16 protein-coding genes are annotated in these 17,370 nt (G+C 58.4%); 12 read left to right on the top strand and 4 right to left on the bottom strand.

Going from position 1 to position 17,370, the window contains the following annotated elements; genetic code table 11:
• Positions 1-55: 55 nt before the first annotated feature.
• The 5 genes from C9411_RS01610 (at position 56) to rluB (ending at position 4,094) form a co-directional block, all read left to right on the top strand.
• Entirely contained in the window at positions 56-937 is an 882-nt protein-coding gene (locus tag C9411_RS01610) for a PHP domain-containing protein (RefSeq protein ID WP_063990045.1), read from the top strand.
• 46 nt (positions 938-983) lie between these two features.
• Positions 984-1,604 carry an L-threonylcarbamoyladenylate synthase gene (locus tag C9411_RS01605; protein ID WP_063990044.1) on the top strand — a complete coding sequence of 207 codons (621 nt, stop codon included), beginning with the start codon at positions 984-986 and terminating at the stop codon, positions 1,602-1,604.
• Between the two features lie 115 nt (positions 1,605-1,719).
• On the top strand, positions 1,720-2,079 hold the full coding sequence (locus C9411_RS01600; RefSeq protein WP_046898939.1) for a Rap1a/Tai family immunity protein: 360 nt from the start codon (positions 1,720-1,722) through the stop codon (positions 2,077-2,079).
• Between the two features lie 149 nt (positions 2,080-2,228).
• Complete coding sequence (locus C9411_RS01595) at positions 2,229-3,026, top strand: alpha/beta fold hydrolase (protein WP_063990043.1); 798 nt, start codon at positions 2,229-2,231, stop codon at positions 3,024-3,026.
• 162 nt (positions 3,027-3,188) lie between these two features.
• Entirely contained in the window at positions 3,189-4,094 is a 906-nt protein-coding gene (rluB, locus tag C9411_RS01590; RefSeq protein ID WP_025303042.1) for a 23S rRNA pseudouridine(2605) synthase RluB, read from the top strand.
• Positions 4,095-4,132: 38 nt separating this feature from the next.
• Here rluB and cobO read toward each other — a convergent pair whose 3' ends face one another.
• The gene (gene cobO / locus C9411_RS01585; RefSeq protein WP_063990042.1) at positions 4,133-4,723 is read right to left on the bottom strand and encodes a cob(I)yrinic acid a,c-diamide adenosyltransferase; all 591 of its coding nucleotides are present in this window, start codon (positions 4,721-4,723) and stop codon (positions 4,133-4,135) included.
• A gap of 13 nt (positions 4,724-4,736) precedes the next feature.
• Entirely contained in the window at positions 4,737-5,498 is a 762-nt protein-coding gene (locus C9411_RS01580; protein WP_063990041.1) for a YciK family oxidoreductase, read from the bottom strand.
• A 359-nt stretch (positions 5,499-5,857) separates the two neighbouring features.
• On the opposite strand from C9411_RS01580, the gene sohB reads away from it, so the two are divergent.
• Positions 5,858-6,904, top strand: coding sequence for a protease SohB (gene sohB / locus C9411_RS01575; RefSeq protein ID WP_004930703.1), 1,047 nt, complete (start codon positions 5,858-5,860; stop codon positions 6,902-6,904).
• Positions 6,905-6,955: 51 nt separating this feature from the next.
• On the opposite strand, the gene C9411_RS01570 is transcribed toward sohB, so the two are convergent.
• Complete coding sequence (locus C9411_RS01570) at positions 6,956-7,207, bottom strand: YciN family protein (RefSeq protein WP_063990040.1); 252 nt, start codon at positions 7,205-7,207, stop codon at positions 6,956-6,958.
• A 427-nt stretch (positions 7,208-7,634) separates the two neighbouring features.
• Between C9411_RS01570 and topA the strand changes: the two genes are divergently transcribed.
• The 5 genes from topA to acnA all read left to right on the top strand — a co-directional run bounded on the left by topA (position 7,635) and on the right by acnA (position 15,414).
• Positions 7,635-10,232 carry a type I DNA topoisomerase gene (topA, locus tag C9411_RS01565; protein WP_004930691.1) on the top strand — a complete coding sequence of 866 codons (2,598 nt, stop codon included), beginning with the start codon at positions 7,635-7,637 and terminating at the stop codon, positions 10,230-10,232.
• 360 nt (positions 10,233-10,592) lie between these two features.
• Entirely contained in the window at positions 10,593-11,567 is a 975-nt protein-coding gene (gene cysB, locus C9411_RS01560) for an HTH-type transcriptional regulator CysB (RefSeq protein WP_004930690.1), read from the top strand.
• Positions 11,568-11,746: 179 nt separating this feature from the next.
• A complete protein-coding gene (locus C9411_RS01555) occupies positions 11,747-12,274 on the top strand; it encodes a DUF2778 domain-containing protein (protein ID WP_072270247.1) in 528 nt (175 codons plus the stop codon).
• Complete coding sequence (locus C9411_RS01550) at positions 12,267-12,518, top strand: hypothetical protein (RefSeq protein WP_074181211.1); 252 nt, start codon at positions 12,267-12,269, stop codon at positions 12,516-12,518. Before C9411_RS01555 ends, C9411_RS01550 begins: the two co-directional genes overlap by 8 nt.
• A 223-nt stretch (positions 12,519-12,741) precedes the next feature.
• Positions 12,742-15,414, top strand: a complete 2,673-nt coding sequence (acnA, locus tag C9411_RS01545; RefSeq protein ID WP_107226303.1) for an aconitate hydratase AcnA — start codon at positions 12,742-12,744, stop codon at positions 15,412-15,414.
• A gap of 53 nt (positions 15,415-15,467) precedes the next feature.
• Here the strand turns inward: acnA and ribA are convergent, their stop codons facing one another.
• Complete coding sequence (gene ribA, locus C9411_RS01540) at positions 15,468-16,061, bottom strand: GTP cyclohydrolase II (RefSeq protein ID WP_019452695.1); 594 nt, start codon at positions 16,059-16,061, stop codon at positions 15,468-15,470.
• Positions 16,062-16,340: 279 nt separating this feature from the next.
• On the opposite strand from ribA, the gene pgpB reads away from it, so the two are divergent.
• Positions 16,341-17,105 (top strand): phosphatidylglycerophosphatase B, encoded by a 765-nt coding sequence (gene pgpB / locus C9411_RS01535; RefSeq protein ID WP_063990036.1) that lies wholly within the window; start codon positions 16,341-16,343, stop codon positions 17,103-17,105.
• Positions 17,106-17,370: the final 265 nt, after the last annotated feature.

Here is a 17,370-nt window from a genome sequence, read left to right as displayed (position 1 = left end):
TCCGGCCGCCGATAACGGGTATGATAGGAAACCAAGCCATTGCCGGATAGCCGTTTTGACAGACAGTAACTCCCCATCTACCGCTTTTACTCTGTACGATCTCCACAGCCACACGACCGCCTCCGACGGCTATCTGACGCCGACGCAGCTGGTGCTGCGGGCGGTCGAGATGCGCGTGGGCGTGCTGGCGATCACCGATCACGACACCACCGCAGGCTTGGCCGAGGCCGCCGCCGCCATTGCGGAGCAGGCGTTGCCGCTGCGGTTGGTCAACGGGGTGGAAATCTCGACGCTGTGGGAAAATCATGAAATTCATATCGTTGGCTTGGGCATGGACGTCGCGCACCCGGCGCTGGTGGCGCTATTGGCGGAACAAACCGAACGTCGCAATCGGCGGGCGCAGGAGATCGGCGTGCGCCTGGGTAAAGCGCGCATTCCCGACGCCTATGTCGGCGCCCAGCGGCTGGCGGGCGACGGCGCGGTAACCCGCGGCCATTTCGCCCGTTACCTGGTGGAGATTGGCGTAGCGGACAACATGGCGCAGGTGTTCAAGAAATACCTGGCCAAAGGCAAAACCGGCTACGTGCCGCCGCAGTGGTGTACAATAGAACAAGCCATTGATGCGATTCATCAATCGGGCGGCCAGGCGGTGGTAGCGCATCCCGGCCGTTACGATCTGACCGCGAAGTGGTTGAAACGTTTGCTGGCGCATTTCGCCGAACACGGCGGCGACGCCATGGAAGTGGCGCAGTGTCAGCAGGCACCGCATGAGCGCTCGCAATTGGCGAAATACGCCCAGGACTATCGCCTGTTGGCCTCGCAAGGTTCTGATTTTCATCAGCCTTGTTCGTGGATCGAACTGGGGCGCAAGCTGTGGCTACCGGGCGGCGTCGAGCCGGTGTGGCGCGATTGGTCGCAGCCGGGCCAGGCGGTCTGATTTTACGCGCGTGGCAACGCGCGCGAGCATCATTTAGGAGCAAGTCATGAGTCAGCTTTTTTATATTCACCCGGACAACCCGCAGCCGCGTTTGATTAACCAGGCGGTCGAGGTGCTTCGCAAGGGCGGGGTGATCGTTTATCCCACCGATTCCGGCTATGCGCTGGGTTGCATGCTGGAAGAGAAGGCGGCGATGGAGCGCATTTGCCGTATCCGTCAGTTGGACGGCAGCCACAATTTTACCCTGATGTGCCGCGATCTGTCCGAGTTGTCGACCTATGCGCACGTCGATAATACGGCGTTCCGCCTGATCAAAAACAATACGCCGGGCAACTACACCTTCATTCTGAAAGCGACCAAAGAAGTGCCGCGCCGCCTGATGAATGAAAAGCGCAAAACCATTGGCCTGCGCGTGCCGTCGAACCCGATCGCATTGGCGCTGCTGGAGGTGCTGAACGAGCCGATGATGTCCACCACCCTGATGCTGCCGGGCAATGATTTTGCCGAATCCGATCCGGAAGAGATCAACGATCACCTGGGCAAGGTGGTCGATCTGGTGATCCACGGCGGCTTCCTCGGCCAACAGCCGACTACGGTTATCGATCTGACCGAATCCTCGCCGGAAGTGGTGCGCGAAGGGGCGGGCGACGCGGCGCCTTTCCGCTGATGTCAAAGGTTGCCACCTTGCCCATTGTCTGAAAATCGGCTGAAGCGACGCTATTTCGCGTGAAAGCCGCTATTCTTGATTACTTCAGAATTGATAATGGGCAGGATGCGCAGCAATGATTAAACAGGTTTCTTTTTTAGCGGCCTTATTATTTTCCTCAATGGCAAATGCGGGGTTTTATTCGGGCAGCGGTTTGCTGGCCGAATCCGGTGGTTACGTAAAAAATAAAAGCGGTGAAGCCACCGTGGCCGAAGCGCTGAATGGCGGCATGTTCATGGGATACGTCGCCGGCGTATTCGATACCTATTCCATGCAGGGCAATCGCAATATCTGCCCGGCGGCCGGGATGAGCATCGGCGTAGCCGCCGACGCGGTGATGCAGTATTTGAACGAGCATCCTGAACAACTGCATTATTCCGCACCGTCGGTGATCATGCTGGCGTTAAGCGCCGCCTATCCCTGCGTGCGCCATTAAGTTCCCATTCCAATTAGTGCGCATTTTTTCATAAGGTGCGCTCGGGACGCTTTCCGCACGAACTTCAATAGATCAATGCCTGCTGCGCTGTCACCTTATCCCCGTCGGTATTTCCCGAACGGGTCGGGGAGAGACGCGCAGGAGGTAATATGACCGCATTTCACAGTGCCAACATGATGCTCGACTATCAGGATATCGGCTCAGGGCCACTCACGCTGGTGTTGCTGCCCGGCTGGTGCGAACCGAAAACGGTATTCGAACCGTTTATCGCCTTGGCGGCCGAACGCTATCGGGTGATCAGCATCGACTGGCGTGGCCACGGCCTGTCGTCAAAAGCGGCGGAGATGTCGCTGGCGGCGGACGATTTGCTGGAAGATGTGCGTCAGCTACTGACGGCGCTGCGTTTGGATAACGTGGTCACCCTGTCGGTGGCGCACGCCAGCTGGCTGGCGGTGGCGTTGGCCGAAGCGTTGCCGCAGCGGGTGCGGGGCATGGTGTTTCTCGACTGGATCATGACGCAGCCGGAACCGGCGTTCTTTACGGCGGTGAGCCGCATGCAGCAGCCGCAGCAGTGGCTGGCGGCGCGCGATGCCTTGTTCGACTTCTGGCAGGGCGGCATCCGCCACGATCGGGTCAAACGCCATTTGGAGGTCGAGATGGCGCAGGAGGATTACCGGCTCTGGCGTGCCGCCGGCGTGGCCATCGAACAGGCCTACCGGCAATTCGGCTCGCCGCTGCAACGCCTGGCGGGCATGAGCGCGCCGCCGCCGTGCCGACATATCTACTCGTTGGATCGCCGCGACGACTATCTGCGGCAGCAGCAGGCATTTGCCGCCGAGCAGCCGTTTTTCTCCGTGGTGCGCCTAGGAGAGGCTCGCACTCACCTCGGCATTCTGGAACGGCCTGACGCGGTGCTGTGGGCGGTGGAGGATTTTTTGGCGCCGTGAACGCCGTCTGAAGGGGGCCACCGCCGATAAAGTGGGTTTCAACACCTTAGAAAGCCTGTATAATACGCGGTTCGATCCTGATAAACGTATTATGACCGTTGTGGCGCTTGGCCGCGGCGGTATCCCCCCGACGCCTGTGAAGGCGACATTAGAGGTTGCTCAATGAGCGAAAAGTTACAGAAAGTTTTAGCGCGCGCCGGGCATGGCTCGCGTCGTGAAATCGAAACCATGATTGAAGCCGGGCGCGTCAGCGTCGACGGCAAGGTCGCCAAGCTGGGCGATCGCGTTGAAGTGACGCCGGCGATGAAAATTCGTCTGGACGGTCATGTCCTGTCGATCAAAGAATCCGAAGAGGTGGTTTGCCGGGTGCTGGCTTACTACAAACCGGAAGGCGAGCTGTGTACCCGCAGCGATCCTGAAGGCCGCCCGACGGTGTTCGATCGTCTGCCGAAGCTGCGCGGTTCACGCTGGGTGGCGGTAGGGCGCCTGGACGTCAACACCTCCGGTCTGCTGCTGTTCACCACTGATGGCGAACTGGCCAACCGTCTGATGCACCCGAGCCGTGAAGTGGAGCGCGAGTACGCGGTACGCGTGTTTGGCCAGGTTGATGATGCGAAAGTGAAGCAGCTGAGCAAGGGCGTGCAGCTGGAAGACGGCCCGGCTGCCTTCCGCACCATTAGCTTCCAGGGCGGGGAAGGCCTCAACCAGTGGTACAACGTGACCCTGACCGAAGGCCGCAACCGTGAAGTACGTCGCCTGTGGGAAGCGGTGGGCGTGCAAGTGAGCCGCCTGATCCGCGTGCGCTACGGTGACATCGATCTGCCGAAAGGCCTGCCGCGCGGAGGCTGGGCCGAACTGGATCTGCCGGCGATCAACTACCTGCGCGAGCTGGTGGAACTGAAACCGGAAACGGTCAGCAAAATGCCGGTGGAGCGTGAGCGCCGCCGCGTGAAGGCCAACCAGATCCGCCGTGCGGTCAAGCGACACTCACAGGTGGCCGGCAGCGGCCGCCGCAGTGCGCCAGGCAGCAAGCCGGGTAAACCGGGCAAGCCAAGCAAACGCAGCTAATCTCTCATTCTGGCCCCGTTCGGGGCCAGAACTTTGTGTTACCAATCGATCCCCTGTTGTGCCTTCACGCCTGCATCGAACGCGTGTTTCACCGGCCGCATCTCCGTGACCGTATCCGCCAGTTCCAGCAGATCGCGATGGCAACCGCGCCCGGTCAGGATCACCGTTTGGTGCGCAGGGCGCCGCAGGAGCGCTTCCTTCAGCTCTTCCAGTTCCAGATAGCCGTAGGTCAGCATGTAGGTCACTTCGTCCAGCAGCACCAGATCCAGGCTGCTGTCGGCCAGCATGCGTTTGCCGTGCTGCCACACCGCCTGACAGGCGGCGGTATCGCCGGCCTTGTTCTGCGTCTCCCAGGTAAAACCGGTGGCCATCACCTGGAATTCAACGCCGTGTTGCTGCAGCAGGTTTTTTTCGCCATTGGGCCACTCGCCCTTGATGAACTGGATCACCCCGGCGCGCATGCCGTGGCCAACCGCCCGGGTGACGGTGCCGAAGGCGGCCGTGGTTTTACCCTTGCCGTTGCCGGTAAACACCAGCAGCAGGCCGCGCGTGTCCTGCGCCGCGGCGATGCGGGCATCGACCTGTTCTTTCAGGCGCTGCTGACGCTGTTGATGACGATCTTCCGCCATGAAACGCTCCTTATTATTCGGCCGCGCCGGGTTTACGGTTCGGCTGCGCGTCGAAGCTCATGCCGGTTTTCCGGCGGCTGTCTTCGCCCATCAGATACAGGTACAGCGGCATGATATCGGCCGGAGTTTTCAGCTTGTTCTTGTCTTCGTGCGGGAAGGCGGATGCGCGCATTTTGGTGCGGGTGCCGCCAGGATTGATGCAGTTCACCCGCAGATTACGGTTTTTATACTCGTCGGCCAACACCTGCATCATGCCTTCGGTGGCGAATTTCGACACCGCATAGGCACCCCAGTCTGCGCGGCCGGTGCGCCCGACGCTGGAGCTGGTGAACACCAGCGAACCGGCGTGGGATTTCAGCAGCAGCGGCAGCAGCGCCTGAGTCAGCATAAAGGTAGCGTTGACGTTAACCTGCATCACCTCTTGCCACATGGTCATCGACAGGTCGGCCATCGGCGCGATGTCGCCGAGCAGGCCGGCGTTGTGCAGCACGCCGTCAAGGCGGGGGATCTGGCGCGCCAGATCGTCGGCTATCTGCCGGCATTGCTCCTGAGTGGCGTGCAGTAAGTCCAGCGTCACTACCCGGGCCGGGGCGCCGCCCTGGACCGCGATCTCTTGTTGTACCGCCAGCAGTTTGCTCTCGGTGCGCCCCAGCAGCACCAACTGGGCACCGAAGCGCGCGTAGGTCAGCGCCGCTTCGCGGCCGATGCCGTCGCCGGCGCCGGTGACCAAAATAATACGTTGTTCGAGCAGATCTTGTTTGGGTTGGTAATGCACGATAAATCCTCGCCTGGGTGGCTGTTCTCCCGCAGATATCGGGGAGCAAGGGTGAAACGCGCGGCCGGGGCGGGAGCGAAGGCTCGACCGTCTGCGGGCCGCGCAGCGAATCCGTCTCATCATATTGATGAATAATGGGTGTTATATGCCTTAATCCGCGGGCATTTTCAATGCGTAGCAGGCTGAAATGGCATTCTTTTGTAACAAAAGCGCGGCAGCGGCGCCTTGGTTCGACCGTAAATCGTCCCCATAGTGATGCTCTGTGCGCAATGAATTTTCATTTAGCCGCGACAGCAGCCGCTGCGGTTGGCTAAAATGGAAATAAGCATACTAACAACCTGTAAATAAAGGCGGAATCTGTGGAGTTTATATCTGTTTATGGCCTGTTTCTGGCCAAGGTCGCCACGGTGGTGCTCGCCATCGCCGCGTTGGCCATCCTGGCGGTCAGTTTGGGGCAACGCAAGAGCCGCCAGAAAGGGGAGCTGCAGCTGACCGATCTCGGCGAACAGTATCGTGAGATGCAACGCGATATGCGCCTGGCGCGCATGGATGCCGCCGAACAGAAGGTTTGGCTGAAACAGTTCAAGAAGCAGACCAAATCGGATGACAAATTGAAGAAACAGCGCGCCAAGTCCGGCGCGGTGGAAGTGGCCAAGCCGTGTCTGTATGTGCTGGATTTCAAAGGCAGCATGGACGCGCACGAGGTAACCTCACTGCGCGAAGAAATCTCGGCGGTGTTGGCGGTGGCGTCGGCGCAGGATGAAGTCCTGCTGCGCCTGGAAAGCCCTGGCGGAGTGGTGCACGGCTACGGCCTGGCGGCTTCGCAGCTGGAGCGCCTGCGCAAAGGCGGCATTCGCCTGACGGTAGCGGTGGATAAAGTGGCGGCCAGCGGCGGCTACATGATGGCCTGCGTCGCGGATCGCATCGTGGCGGCGCCGTTCGCCATCATCGGCTCCATCGGCGTGGTGGCGCAGATCCCGAACTTCCACCGCCTGCTGAAAAAGAATGACATCGACGTAGAGTTGCACACCGCCGGGCAGTTCAAACGCACGCTGACGCTGTTCGGTGAAAACACCGAACAGGGGCGCGAGAAGTTCCGCGAAGATCTGAACGAAACCCACGAGCTGTTCAAGCGCTTTGTGCATGAGCAGCGCCCGTCGCTGGATATCGACAGCGTCGCCACCGGTGAACACTGGTTCGGTTCACAGGCGAAAGAGAAGGGCTTGATCGACGCCATCGGCACCAGCGATGACTTGCTGATCGCCGAGCTGGATAACCATGAAGTGATCGCCGTGCGCTATACGCGCCGCAAACGCTTGATGGATCGCTTCACCGGCAGCGCGGCGGAAAGCGTCGATCGCTTGCTGTTGCGCTGGTGGCAGCGTGGAGAAAAGCCGCTGCTGTAACGGCGGCGATAGCGTGAATCAACGGGGGCCAGGTGCCCCCGTTTTCTTTTCTCAATCGACCAGGTGGTATTTTTCCGAAAGCAGATGGGCCAAATGTTTAAACATATTAAATACCGCGGTGGTTTTGGCGGTGGGCAATCCGTCGGCATCCAAAAAGTATTCGCCGCGGAAAACTAAAACGCCGCTTTTTTGTTCAACATCAGTGGCGATCATGCCGTGCAGATAATCTTCGTGTTGGCGGATGATGTTATTTGCTTCCGCCAGCAGGGCCTCGCGGCCGATAGGGGCAGTATTCGTGTGCATTTATTAGACTCCAAACTAAAAACTCTGCGCATATTCTAACGCCGGTTCGCTTTTATCCGCAAACCGACTAAGGTTTATTTGCCGTCTGGATGGCCACGGGCGGCCGCCGGTTGGCGAAATCGGTCTTTCCGTGCTAATTAGGTTGCGTGACGCTTTTTATCAGGTACAGTGTGGGATTTTGCGGCGTCGGGTGGAAGGTTTTGTTTACGCCATGAATAAAACTCACACAGCCATACTTCTGGGGCATGAGTGAATAGCAGGCAGGATCAACAACTTGCGTTCAGGTTGAGCAGTTGGGCAACCAAAAGAAAAAAATCTGTTGATCTCTTGCCAGACTGCCGCAATATAAAAAAAGAGACACGAATTGCCGCGGCACGGCGAGATAAAAGACTTCTTTTTAGAAGAAATAAATTAGGTAAAGGTAAATATGGGTAAAGCTCTCGTAATAGTTGAGTCCCCGGCAAAAGCCAAAACTATTAATAAATATTTAGGAAGTGACTACGTGGTGAAGTCCAGCGTCGGTCATATCCGTGATTTGCCGACCAGTGGCTCAGCCAGCAAAAAGAGCGCTGACTCAACCGAAGACAAAGCCAAGAAAAAAGTTAAAAAAGATGAGAAGGCGGCACTGGTAAATCGCATGGGCGTCGACCCTTACCACGGCTGGAAAGCGCATTATGAAATCTTGCCGGGTAAAGAAAAAGTGGTCGCCGAGTTAAAATCGTTGGCGGAAAACGCCGACCACATTTATCTCGCAACCGACCTTGACCGCGAAGGGGAAGCCATCGCCTGGCACCTGCGGGAAGTGATCGGTGGGGATGACAAACGCTTTAGCCGCGTGGTGTTTAACGAAATCACCAAAAACGCGATCCAACAGGCGTTCAAACAGCCGGGCGAGCTGAACATTGACCGCGTCAACGCGCAGCAGGCGCGCCGGTTCATGGACCGCGTGGTGGGCTATATGGTCTCGCCGCTGCTGTGGAAGAAAATCGCCCGCGGCCTGTCCGCTGGCCGCGTGCAGTCGGTGGCGGTGCGCCTGGTGGTTGAGCGCGAGCGCGACATCAAGGCCTTCGTGCCGGAAGAGTACTGGGAGCTGCATGCCGATCTGCTGGCGAAGGGTGAAACCGCGCTGCAGATGGAAGTGACCCACGCGCACGACAAACCGTTCAAGCCGGTCAATCGCGAGCAGACTCACGCCGCGGTCAAGCTGCTGGAAAAAGCCCGCTACACGGTGCTGGATCGCGAAGACAAACCGACCAGCAGCAAACCGGGCGCGCCTTTCATTACCTCCACGCTGCAACAGGCCGCCAGCACCCGCCTGAGCTTCGGCGTGAAGAAAACCATGATGATGGCGCAACGGCTGTATGAAGCCGGCCACATCACCTATATGCGTACCGATTCCACCAACCTGAGCCAGGATGCGCTCAACATGGTGCGTGGCTACATCGGCGACAACTTCGGCGACAAATACCTGCCGAAGGCACCGAATCAGTACAGCAGCAAAGAGAATTCGCAGGAAGCGCACGAAGCGATCCGACCTTCGGACGTGAACGTGCTCGCCGAGCAGTTGAAAGACATGGAAGCGGACGCGCAGAAGCTGTATCAGCTGATCTGGCGCCAGTTCGTCGCCTGCCAGATGACGCCGGCGCAATACGATTCCACCACGCTGACGGTGAAAGCCGGCGATTATCAGCTGCGCGCCAAGGGCCGTACGCTGCGCTTTGACGGCTGGACCAAGGTGATGCCGGCGTTGCGCAAGGGCGATGAAGATCGCACCCTGCCATACGTCGAAATCGGCAGCGAGCTGGATCTGCAGAAACTGATCCCGAGCCAGCACTTCACCAAGCCGCCGGCGCGCTACAGCGAAGCCTCACTGGTGAAAGAGCTGGAAAAACGCGGCATCGGCCGCCCGTCCACCTACGCCTCCATCATCTCGACCATTCAGGATCGCGGTTATGTGCGGGTGGAAAGCCGCCGCTTCTATGCCGAGAAAATGGGCGAAATCGTCACCGATCGCCTGGAAGAAAACTTCCGCGAGCTGATGAACTATGACTTCACCGCGCGCATGGAAGACGGTCTCGATGAGGTCGCCAACAACCAGGCCGAGTGGAAAGCGGTGCTGGACGAGTTCTTCGTCGACTTCAGCGAGCAGCTGGAAACGGCGGAGAAGGATCCGGAAGAAGGCGGCATGCGGCCTAACCAAATGGTGATGACCAGCATCGACTGCCCGACCTGCGGCCGCAAGATGGGTATCCGTACTGCCAGCACCGGCGTGTTCCTCGGCTGTTCCGGCTACGCGCTGCCGCCGAAGGAGCGCTGCAAAACCACCATCAACCTGGTGCCGGAAGCGGAAGTGCTCAACATCCTCGAAGGCGACGACGCGGAAACCAACGCGCTGCGCGCCCGCCGCCGCTGCCAGAAATGCGGTACGGCGATGGACAGCTATCTGATCGACAACCAGCGTAAACTGCACGTTTGCGGTAACAACCCGGCGTGCGACGGCTATGAGATTGAAGAGGGCGAGTTCCGCCTGAAAGGCTACGATGGCCCGGTGGTGGAGTGCGACAAGTGCGGCTCGGAAATGCACCTGAAAATGGGGCGCTTCGGCAAGTACATGGGCTGCACCAACGAGAACTGCAAAAACACCCGCAAGATCCTGCGCAACGGCGATGTCGCGCCGCCGAAGGAAGATCCGGTGCCGTTGCCGGAGCTGCCGTGCGAGAAGTCCGACGCCTATTTCGTGCTGCGTGACGGCGCTGCCGGCGTGTTCCTGGCGGCCAACACCTTCCCTAAATCGCGCGAGACCCGTGCGCCGCTGGTGGAAGAGCTGGCTCGCTTCAAGGATCGCCTGCCGGAGAAGCTGCGCTATCTGGCCGATGCGCCGGTGGCGGATGCCGAAGGCAATAAAACGCTGGTGCGTTTCAGCCGTAAAACCAAACAGCAGTACGTCTCCTCTGAAAAAGACGGCAAGGCGACCGGTTGGTCTGCGTTTTACGTGGACGGCAAGTGGGTCGAAGGCAAGAAGTAAGGCCGCAGCCCTGCCTGCAAGATGAAAAACCAGCCCTGGTGGCTGGTTTTTTATTGGTGAAAAGCGGCAAACGGATCTATCCTTTGCTGTTTTTATCCCTCCGCTACCGTCGTTTCACGTTGATACCAATGCAAAATAATCGTTATCATAGTGTGACGCGGATCTATACTTGAAGCTGCAACGTGGTATAGTGGTTATATAAAAAGTTTTTTTATTATTAAAGCTTATTAACAACGGCGCTTTCTTCACCATCAGGGTAGAACACGGTGTTTATGGCTTGTGAGTTTCAGCATACCGGGGCGACACCGATATACCTGGCTGCGGGTAAGCCGCAGTGTTTAACCTAGGATGGTATAAGATATGAAATTGCAGCAGCTTCGTTACATTGTGGAAGTGGTTAACCACAACCTGAATGTCTCCTCGACGGCAGAAGGGCTCTATACCTCGCAACCCGGCATCAGTAAACAGGTGCGTATGCTCGAAGATGAGCTGGGCATCCAGATTTTCGCCCGCAGCGGCAAACACCTGACCCAGGTCACCCCGGCCGGCCAGGAAATCATTCGCATTGCGCGTGAAGTGTTGTCCAAAGTGGACGCCATCAAAGCCGTTGCCGGTGAACACACCTACCCGGACAAAGGCTCGCTGTACGTCGCCACCACGCATACGCAGGCTCGCTACGCCTTGCCCAACGTGATCAAGGGCTTTATCGAGCGTTACCCGCGTGTCTCGCTGCACATGCATCAGGGCTCACCGACGCAGATCGCCGAAGCGGTCTCCAAGGGCACCGCCGATTTCGCCATCGCCACTGAAGCGCTGCATCTGTATGACGATCTCATCATGCTGCCGTGCTACCACTGGAACCGTGCGGTGGTGGTGAAGCCCGATCATCCTTTGGCGGGCAAAAGCAGCATCAGCATTGAAGAGCTGGCGGCTTACCCGATCGTCACTTACACCTTCGGCTTTACCGGCCGCTCGGAGCTGGACACCGCCTTCAACCGTGCCGGCCTGACGCCGCGCATCGTCTTTACCGCCACCGATGCCGACGTGATCAAAACCTACGTGCGTTTGGGATTGGGGGTGGGGGTGATCGCCAGCATGGCGGTGGATCCGGTGCAGGATCCGGATCTGGTGACGGTGGATGCGCGCGATATCTTCACTTACAGCACCACCAAGATCGGCTTCCGCCGCAGCACCTTCCTGCGTAGCTACATGTACGACTTCATTCAGCGCTTCGCGCCGCACCTGACGCGCGACGTGGTCGACAGCGCGGTGGCGCTGCGCTCCAACGAAGAAATCGAGGCGATGTTCAAGGACATCAAGCTGCCGATTAAGTAACCGTTGACGATATCAAGTCAATCCCGGTTAGGTGCCTGCCTAACCGGTTTTTTTTGCCCGGAAATCCGTGCCATCTTGTTTCTCAGGATCATCCTGAAAAGTCGCTGCCCTCTTTTCAACCCGTTAGCGTCTGAGTAGAGTGCAAACGTTCGGATCATTGAATAGGGAAATTCAACGTTATGCAGATATGCAGACTTAACTACAACGATGCCTCTCCAGACCGCCGCGTGCTGAAACTCCACGTCTACGGGGTGGGGACGTTTCCGGTGTTTTCAGGCAAGCCGAGTATGCTAAATCGTCCTGATTGCTCTTTCAGAGACAAAGGGGCGCTACCCCCGGGGCAGTATTGGATTGTTGATCGCCCTCATGGGAGTATACGAAACCAGCTGGAATCATTAGGTAAAGACATATGGCATGGAACAAACCATTCTACGTGGCTTGGTTTGTTCAGTTTCCAAACGCTTACCGATAATTTGTGGATTAATGGACAAGATCGAGGCGGCTTTCGCATTCATCCATTGAGACCTAATGGCGAAGGAGAATCATGGGGTTGCATTACCTTCTACCATATTGCTGATTTTAATCGATTTCGACACGCACTCGTCCAACGTAGAAAATTCAAAATCCCCGGCTCACGTGTAGGTATCATGTCCTATGGTAGGGTAGATGTTACGGGTTCAACTAACTACGAGGCTTGCGATGTTTAAGAATTTGATGCTGTTTGCAACTTGTTTCATAGCGTCGTTTTTTATTCTTAACAAAATCCCGGTGCTTAAAAATCTGGTTGATATTACTGTAAATCAGGTTGGTGACTGGATGAATGCCGCTAACATAGCGAAAAGTGATGGAGAGTTTGATCCAGCGTTTCTCCCCGTGGTGATAACCTATATGTTGCTCGCGACATTTATTTTAATGGCCGTCGTCAAACGCTTAGTGCGTAAACCCCGCTAAAGCCGCGGGATTTTCCCTGCCAAAACGCCGCCTCGTTGCGGCGTTTTTGTTGGCGCATTGCCTAACCCCTTGGCGGCGCTCGTACTTCCTTCCTGCTGATTGTTCCCGCCTATCGTTGTGATCAAATCGTGTTGTTATCAAAACGTTAACTTATCTTTGTGGTATCTTTAAACAAGACCTCACTGATTACCCTGTTTTAGTCACAATAAGAAATGGAGGAGCTATGTCGTCCGATCTTCGTGAAACGAGTCTGGATAAGCTGGTTGCGCTGAATAGCGAGTATTACTACTACAGCCTGCCGCTGGCGGCGAAGCAGCTGGGTGATATCGACCGGTTGCCGAAATCAATGAAAGTGCTGTTGGAAAACCTGCTGCGCCATGTGGATGGCGACACCGTGCAGGTTGACGACCTCAAGGCCATCGTCGCCTGGCTGCAAACCGGCCATGCTGACCGTGAGATCGCCTACCGTCCGGCGCGCGTGCTGATGCAGGATTTTACCGGCGTTCCAGCGGTGGTGGATCTGGCGGCGATGCGCGAAGCGGTACGGCGGCTGGGCGGCAACGTCGACCAGGTGAACCCGCTGTCGCCGGTGGATCTGGTGATTGACCACTCGGTTACCGTTGATGAATTTGGCGATGACAACGCCTTTGAAGACAACGTACGTATCGAAATGCAGCGCAACCACGAGCGCTACACCTTTCTGCGCTGGGGGCAGAAAGCCTTCAACCGCTTCCGCGTGGTGCCACCGGGCACCGGCATCTGTCACCAGGTTAACCTTGAATACCTTGGCCAAACGGTCTGGCACAGCGACGAAAGCGGCCGCCGCGTGGCTTATCCCGATACCCTGGTGGGCACCGATTCCCACACCACCATGATCAACGGTCTCGGCATCCTCGGCTGGGGCGTCGGCGGCATCGAAGCGGAAGCGGCGATGCTGGGCCAGCCGGTGTCGATGCTGATCCCGGACGTGGTCGGCTTCAAGCTGACCGGCAAGCTCCGCGAGGGGATTACCGCCACCGACCTGGTGCTGACCGTTACCCAAATGCTGCGCAAGCACGGCGTTGTCGGCAAGTTCGTCGAGTTTTACGGCGATGGGCTGGCCGATCTGCCGCTGGCGGACCGGGCAACCATCGCCAACATGTCGCCGGAGTTCGGCGCCACCTGTGGTTTCTTCCCGGTGGATGACGTTACGCTCGGCTATATGAAGCTTAGCGGCCGCAGCGCCGAACAAATCGCGCTGGTGGAAGCCTACGCCAAAGCGCAGGGCATGTGGCGTAACCCGGGTGATGAACCGGTCTTCACCAGCTCGCTGGCGCTGGACATGTCGACGGTGGAAGCCAGCCTCGCCGGGCCGAAACGCCCGCAGGATCGCGTTGCGCTGCCGAATGTGCCACAGGCGTTCAAGGCCGCCACCGAGCTGGATATCGGGGGGCACAAGGCCAATACCGACAGCAAAATCTTTACGCTGGACGGGCAGCAGCACGAACTGCGCGACGGCGCGGTGGTGATCGCGGCGATCACCTCCTGCACCAACACCTCCAACCCGAGCGTGATGATGGCGGCCGGCCTACTGGCGAAAAACGCCGTCAAGAAAGGGCTGCGCAGCAAGCCCTGGGTAAAAACCTCGCTGGCGCCGGGATCCAAAGTGGTGACCGACTACTTCGATAGCGCCAAACTCACCGCCTATCTGGAAGAGCTGGGGTTCAACCTGGTGGGGTATGGCTGTACCACCTGCATCGGTAACTCCGGCCCGCTGCCGGACCCGATCGAGCAGGCGATCAAAGAGGGCGATCTGACCGTGGGCGCCGTGCTGTCGGGTAACCGCAACTTCGAAGGGCGCATCCACCCGCTGGTGAAAACCAACTGGTTGGCCTCGCCGCCGCTGGTGGTGGCTTATGCGCTGGCGGGCAGCATGAAGACTGACCTGACTAAAGAGCCGCTGGGCGAGGGCAACGACGGTCAGCCGGTCTATTTGAAGGACATCTGGCCGAGCAGCCAGGACATCGCTCGGGCGGTGGAAGAAGTGCGCACCGAGATGTTCCACAAGGAATACGGCGAAGTGTTCGACGGCGACGCCAACTGGCAGGCGATCCAGGTGACCGGTTCGGCAACCTATCAGTGGCAGGAGGATTCTACCTATATCCGCCATCCGCCGTTCTTCAGCACCATGAAGGTGAAGCCGGACCCGGTGCAGGACATCAAAGACGCGCGTATTCTGGCGATTCTGGCCGATTCGGTGACCACCGACCACATCTCGCCGGCGGGTAACATCAAGCGCGACAGCCCGGCGGGGCGTTACCTGAGCGAGCACGGCGTGGCGCCGCAGGATTTCAACTCCTACGGCTCGCGCCGCGGCAACCACGAAGTGATGATGCGCGGCACCTTCGCCAATATCCGCATCCGCAACGAAATGGTGCCGGGCGTGGAAGGCGGCTATACCCGCCATATCCCGTCGCAGCAGCAGCTGTCTATCTACGACGCCGCCATGCAGTATCAGCAGGAAAAGGTGCCGCTGGCGGTGATCGCCGGTAAAGAGTATGGTTCCGGCTCCAGCCGCGACTGGGCAGCGAAAGGGCCGCGCCTGCTGGGCGTGCGGGTGGTGATTGCCGAGTCCTTCGAGCGTATCCACCGCTCCAACCTGATCGGCATGGGGATTTTGCCGCTGGAGTTCCCGCAAGGGGTGACGCGCAAAACCCTGGGGCTGACCGGGGATGAGCAGATCAGCGTCGGCGGCCTGCAGCAGCTGCAGCCGGGCCAGACGGTGCCGGTGCACATCACCTATGCCGACGGGCGCAAGGAAGTGATCGACACCCGTTGCCGTATCGATACCGGCAATGAACTGACCTACTACGAAAACGACGGCATCCTGCACTATGTGATCAGGAAAATGCTGTAATTAAGCAATAAAAAGGGCGCCGCAAGGCGCCCTGATTGTTTCCGCGGCGGCGATCACTTCTGGTCGAGCAAATGGCCCATTTTGGCGGCCTTGGTCGCCAGGTAGTGCTCGTTCTTCGGGTTGCGGCCGACGATCAGCGGCACGCGCTCGCTGATGTTGATGCCGGCTTCGGTCAGGATCTCGACCTTTTTCGGGTTGTTGGTCAGCAAACGCACCGCGTCGACGCCCAGCAGTTTGAACATGTCGGCGCACAGGGTGAAGTCGCGCTCGTCGGCGGCGAAGCCGAGCTGGTGGTTGGCTTCCACGGTGTCTGCGCCCTTATCCTGCAGGGCATAGGCGCGGATCTTGTTCAACAGGCCGATATTGCGGCCCTCCTGGCGATGATAAAGCAGGATGCCGCGGCCTTCTTCGGCGATTTGCTCCAGCGCGGCTTCCAGTTGAAAACCGCAGTCGCAGCGCAGGCTGAACAGGGCATCGCCGGTCAGACATTCGGAATGCACGCGCGCGAGCACCGGCGCTTCGCCGGAAATATCACCGAATACCAGCGCCAGATGGTCATGCCCGGTCGCCAGTTCTTCGAATCCTACCATCAGGAAATCGCCCCAAGGTGTCGGCAGTTTAGCCTCTGCCACCCGTTTAAGCTGCATGTCACTCTCCACAAAAGCGTACGATCCAATCATTGTCGCGCATCCTAAGTCCGGTTCGGTAAATTGACCAAGACTAAAACGTGCTACGCCGATCTCTATTTCGTTAATTATCGGCTATTTTGCCACAACTTCTTGCCGGGCGGTGCTCAGCAAACCAGCAGATGGCGTTTTCCGGCCGCCTATTATTGCGATAGGTTGCCTATCTGTTTAATTTTTCGCGTGTTATCAAGATTACACTCTTGTTACACTGCAGCCTGATTCACGCAGAGGAAAACAGGAATGTATGAGATAGCAAAACGTACGGCGGGCGGCGCGCTGCTGTTGCTGTTGATGCCGCTGGTCGTCTGGGCATCCGGCTGGCACTGGCAGCCCGGCGGCAATGAGCCGCTGCTCAAAGCGCTGTACTGGGTGACCGAAACCGTGACCTCGCCGTGGGGCATTCTGACCAGCGCTATCCTCTGCGGTTGGTTTTTGTGGTGCCTGCGCTTTCGGCTGAAAGCGGCCATCGGTCTGGCGCTCCTGCTTTTCGCCGCGCTGGTGATCGGGCAGGGGGTCAAGTCGTTAATCAAGGATCGGGTGCAGGAACCGCGGCCGTTTGTGGTATGGCTGGAACAAACCCACGGCGTGGACGGCAAATACTTCTATTCGCTGCATCGCAAAGAGCGCAGTGCGCTGGTGCGCGAGCAACTGCAGGATCAGACGCTGGTGCCGAACTGGCTGCGCAAGCACTGGCAGTTTGAAACCGGCTTCGCTTTCCCATCGGGGCACACCATGTTCGCCGCCACCTGGGCGCTGTTGGGCGTAGGGCTGCTGTGGCCGCGCCGCCATTATAAAACCGTCGCGTTGCTGATGGTGTGGGCGACCGGCGTGATGGGCAGCCGCCTGCTGTTGGGCATGCACTGGCCGCGCGATCTGGCGATGGCTACGCTGATCAGCTGGCTGCTGGTGGTGGTCACCTGCTGGTTGGCGCAGCGCTGGTTCGGCCCGCTGACGCCGCCGCCGCAAGAGCAGCAGGAAATCGCGGCACGCAAGCCGGAGATATGATCGCTATGTGACTATGTCACAAAAAGGCGGCGTCGGATTGGCGCCGCATTAACCGCTTACATTTTCCCGCCATTGCAATCCGCCCGGTCGCCCCCATATCCTTATAAATTCGACGTTTTGAGAAGCTTTCTCATCAATTTGTTCGCTAAGGCCGTTTACTGCCGAATATGCCAGCAGATATGTGGTTTTATCGTGCCGCAGGGTTTCCCTGCCGCAACGGGAAATGCTAACTTAAGGGTTAGGGACGCCACGTTTTGGCATCGTT

Source organism: Serratia sp. Nf2, from assembly GCF_003028435.1.
Classification (GTDB): Bacteria; Pseudomonadota; Gammaproteobacteria; order Enterobacterales; family Enterobacteriaceae; genus Serratia; species Serratia marcescens_L.
The sequence above is the reverse complement of the archived record's forward strand: the minus strand, read 5'-3'. Positions and strand labels throughout refer to the sequence as shown.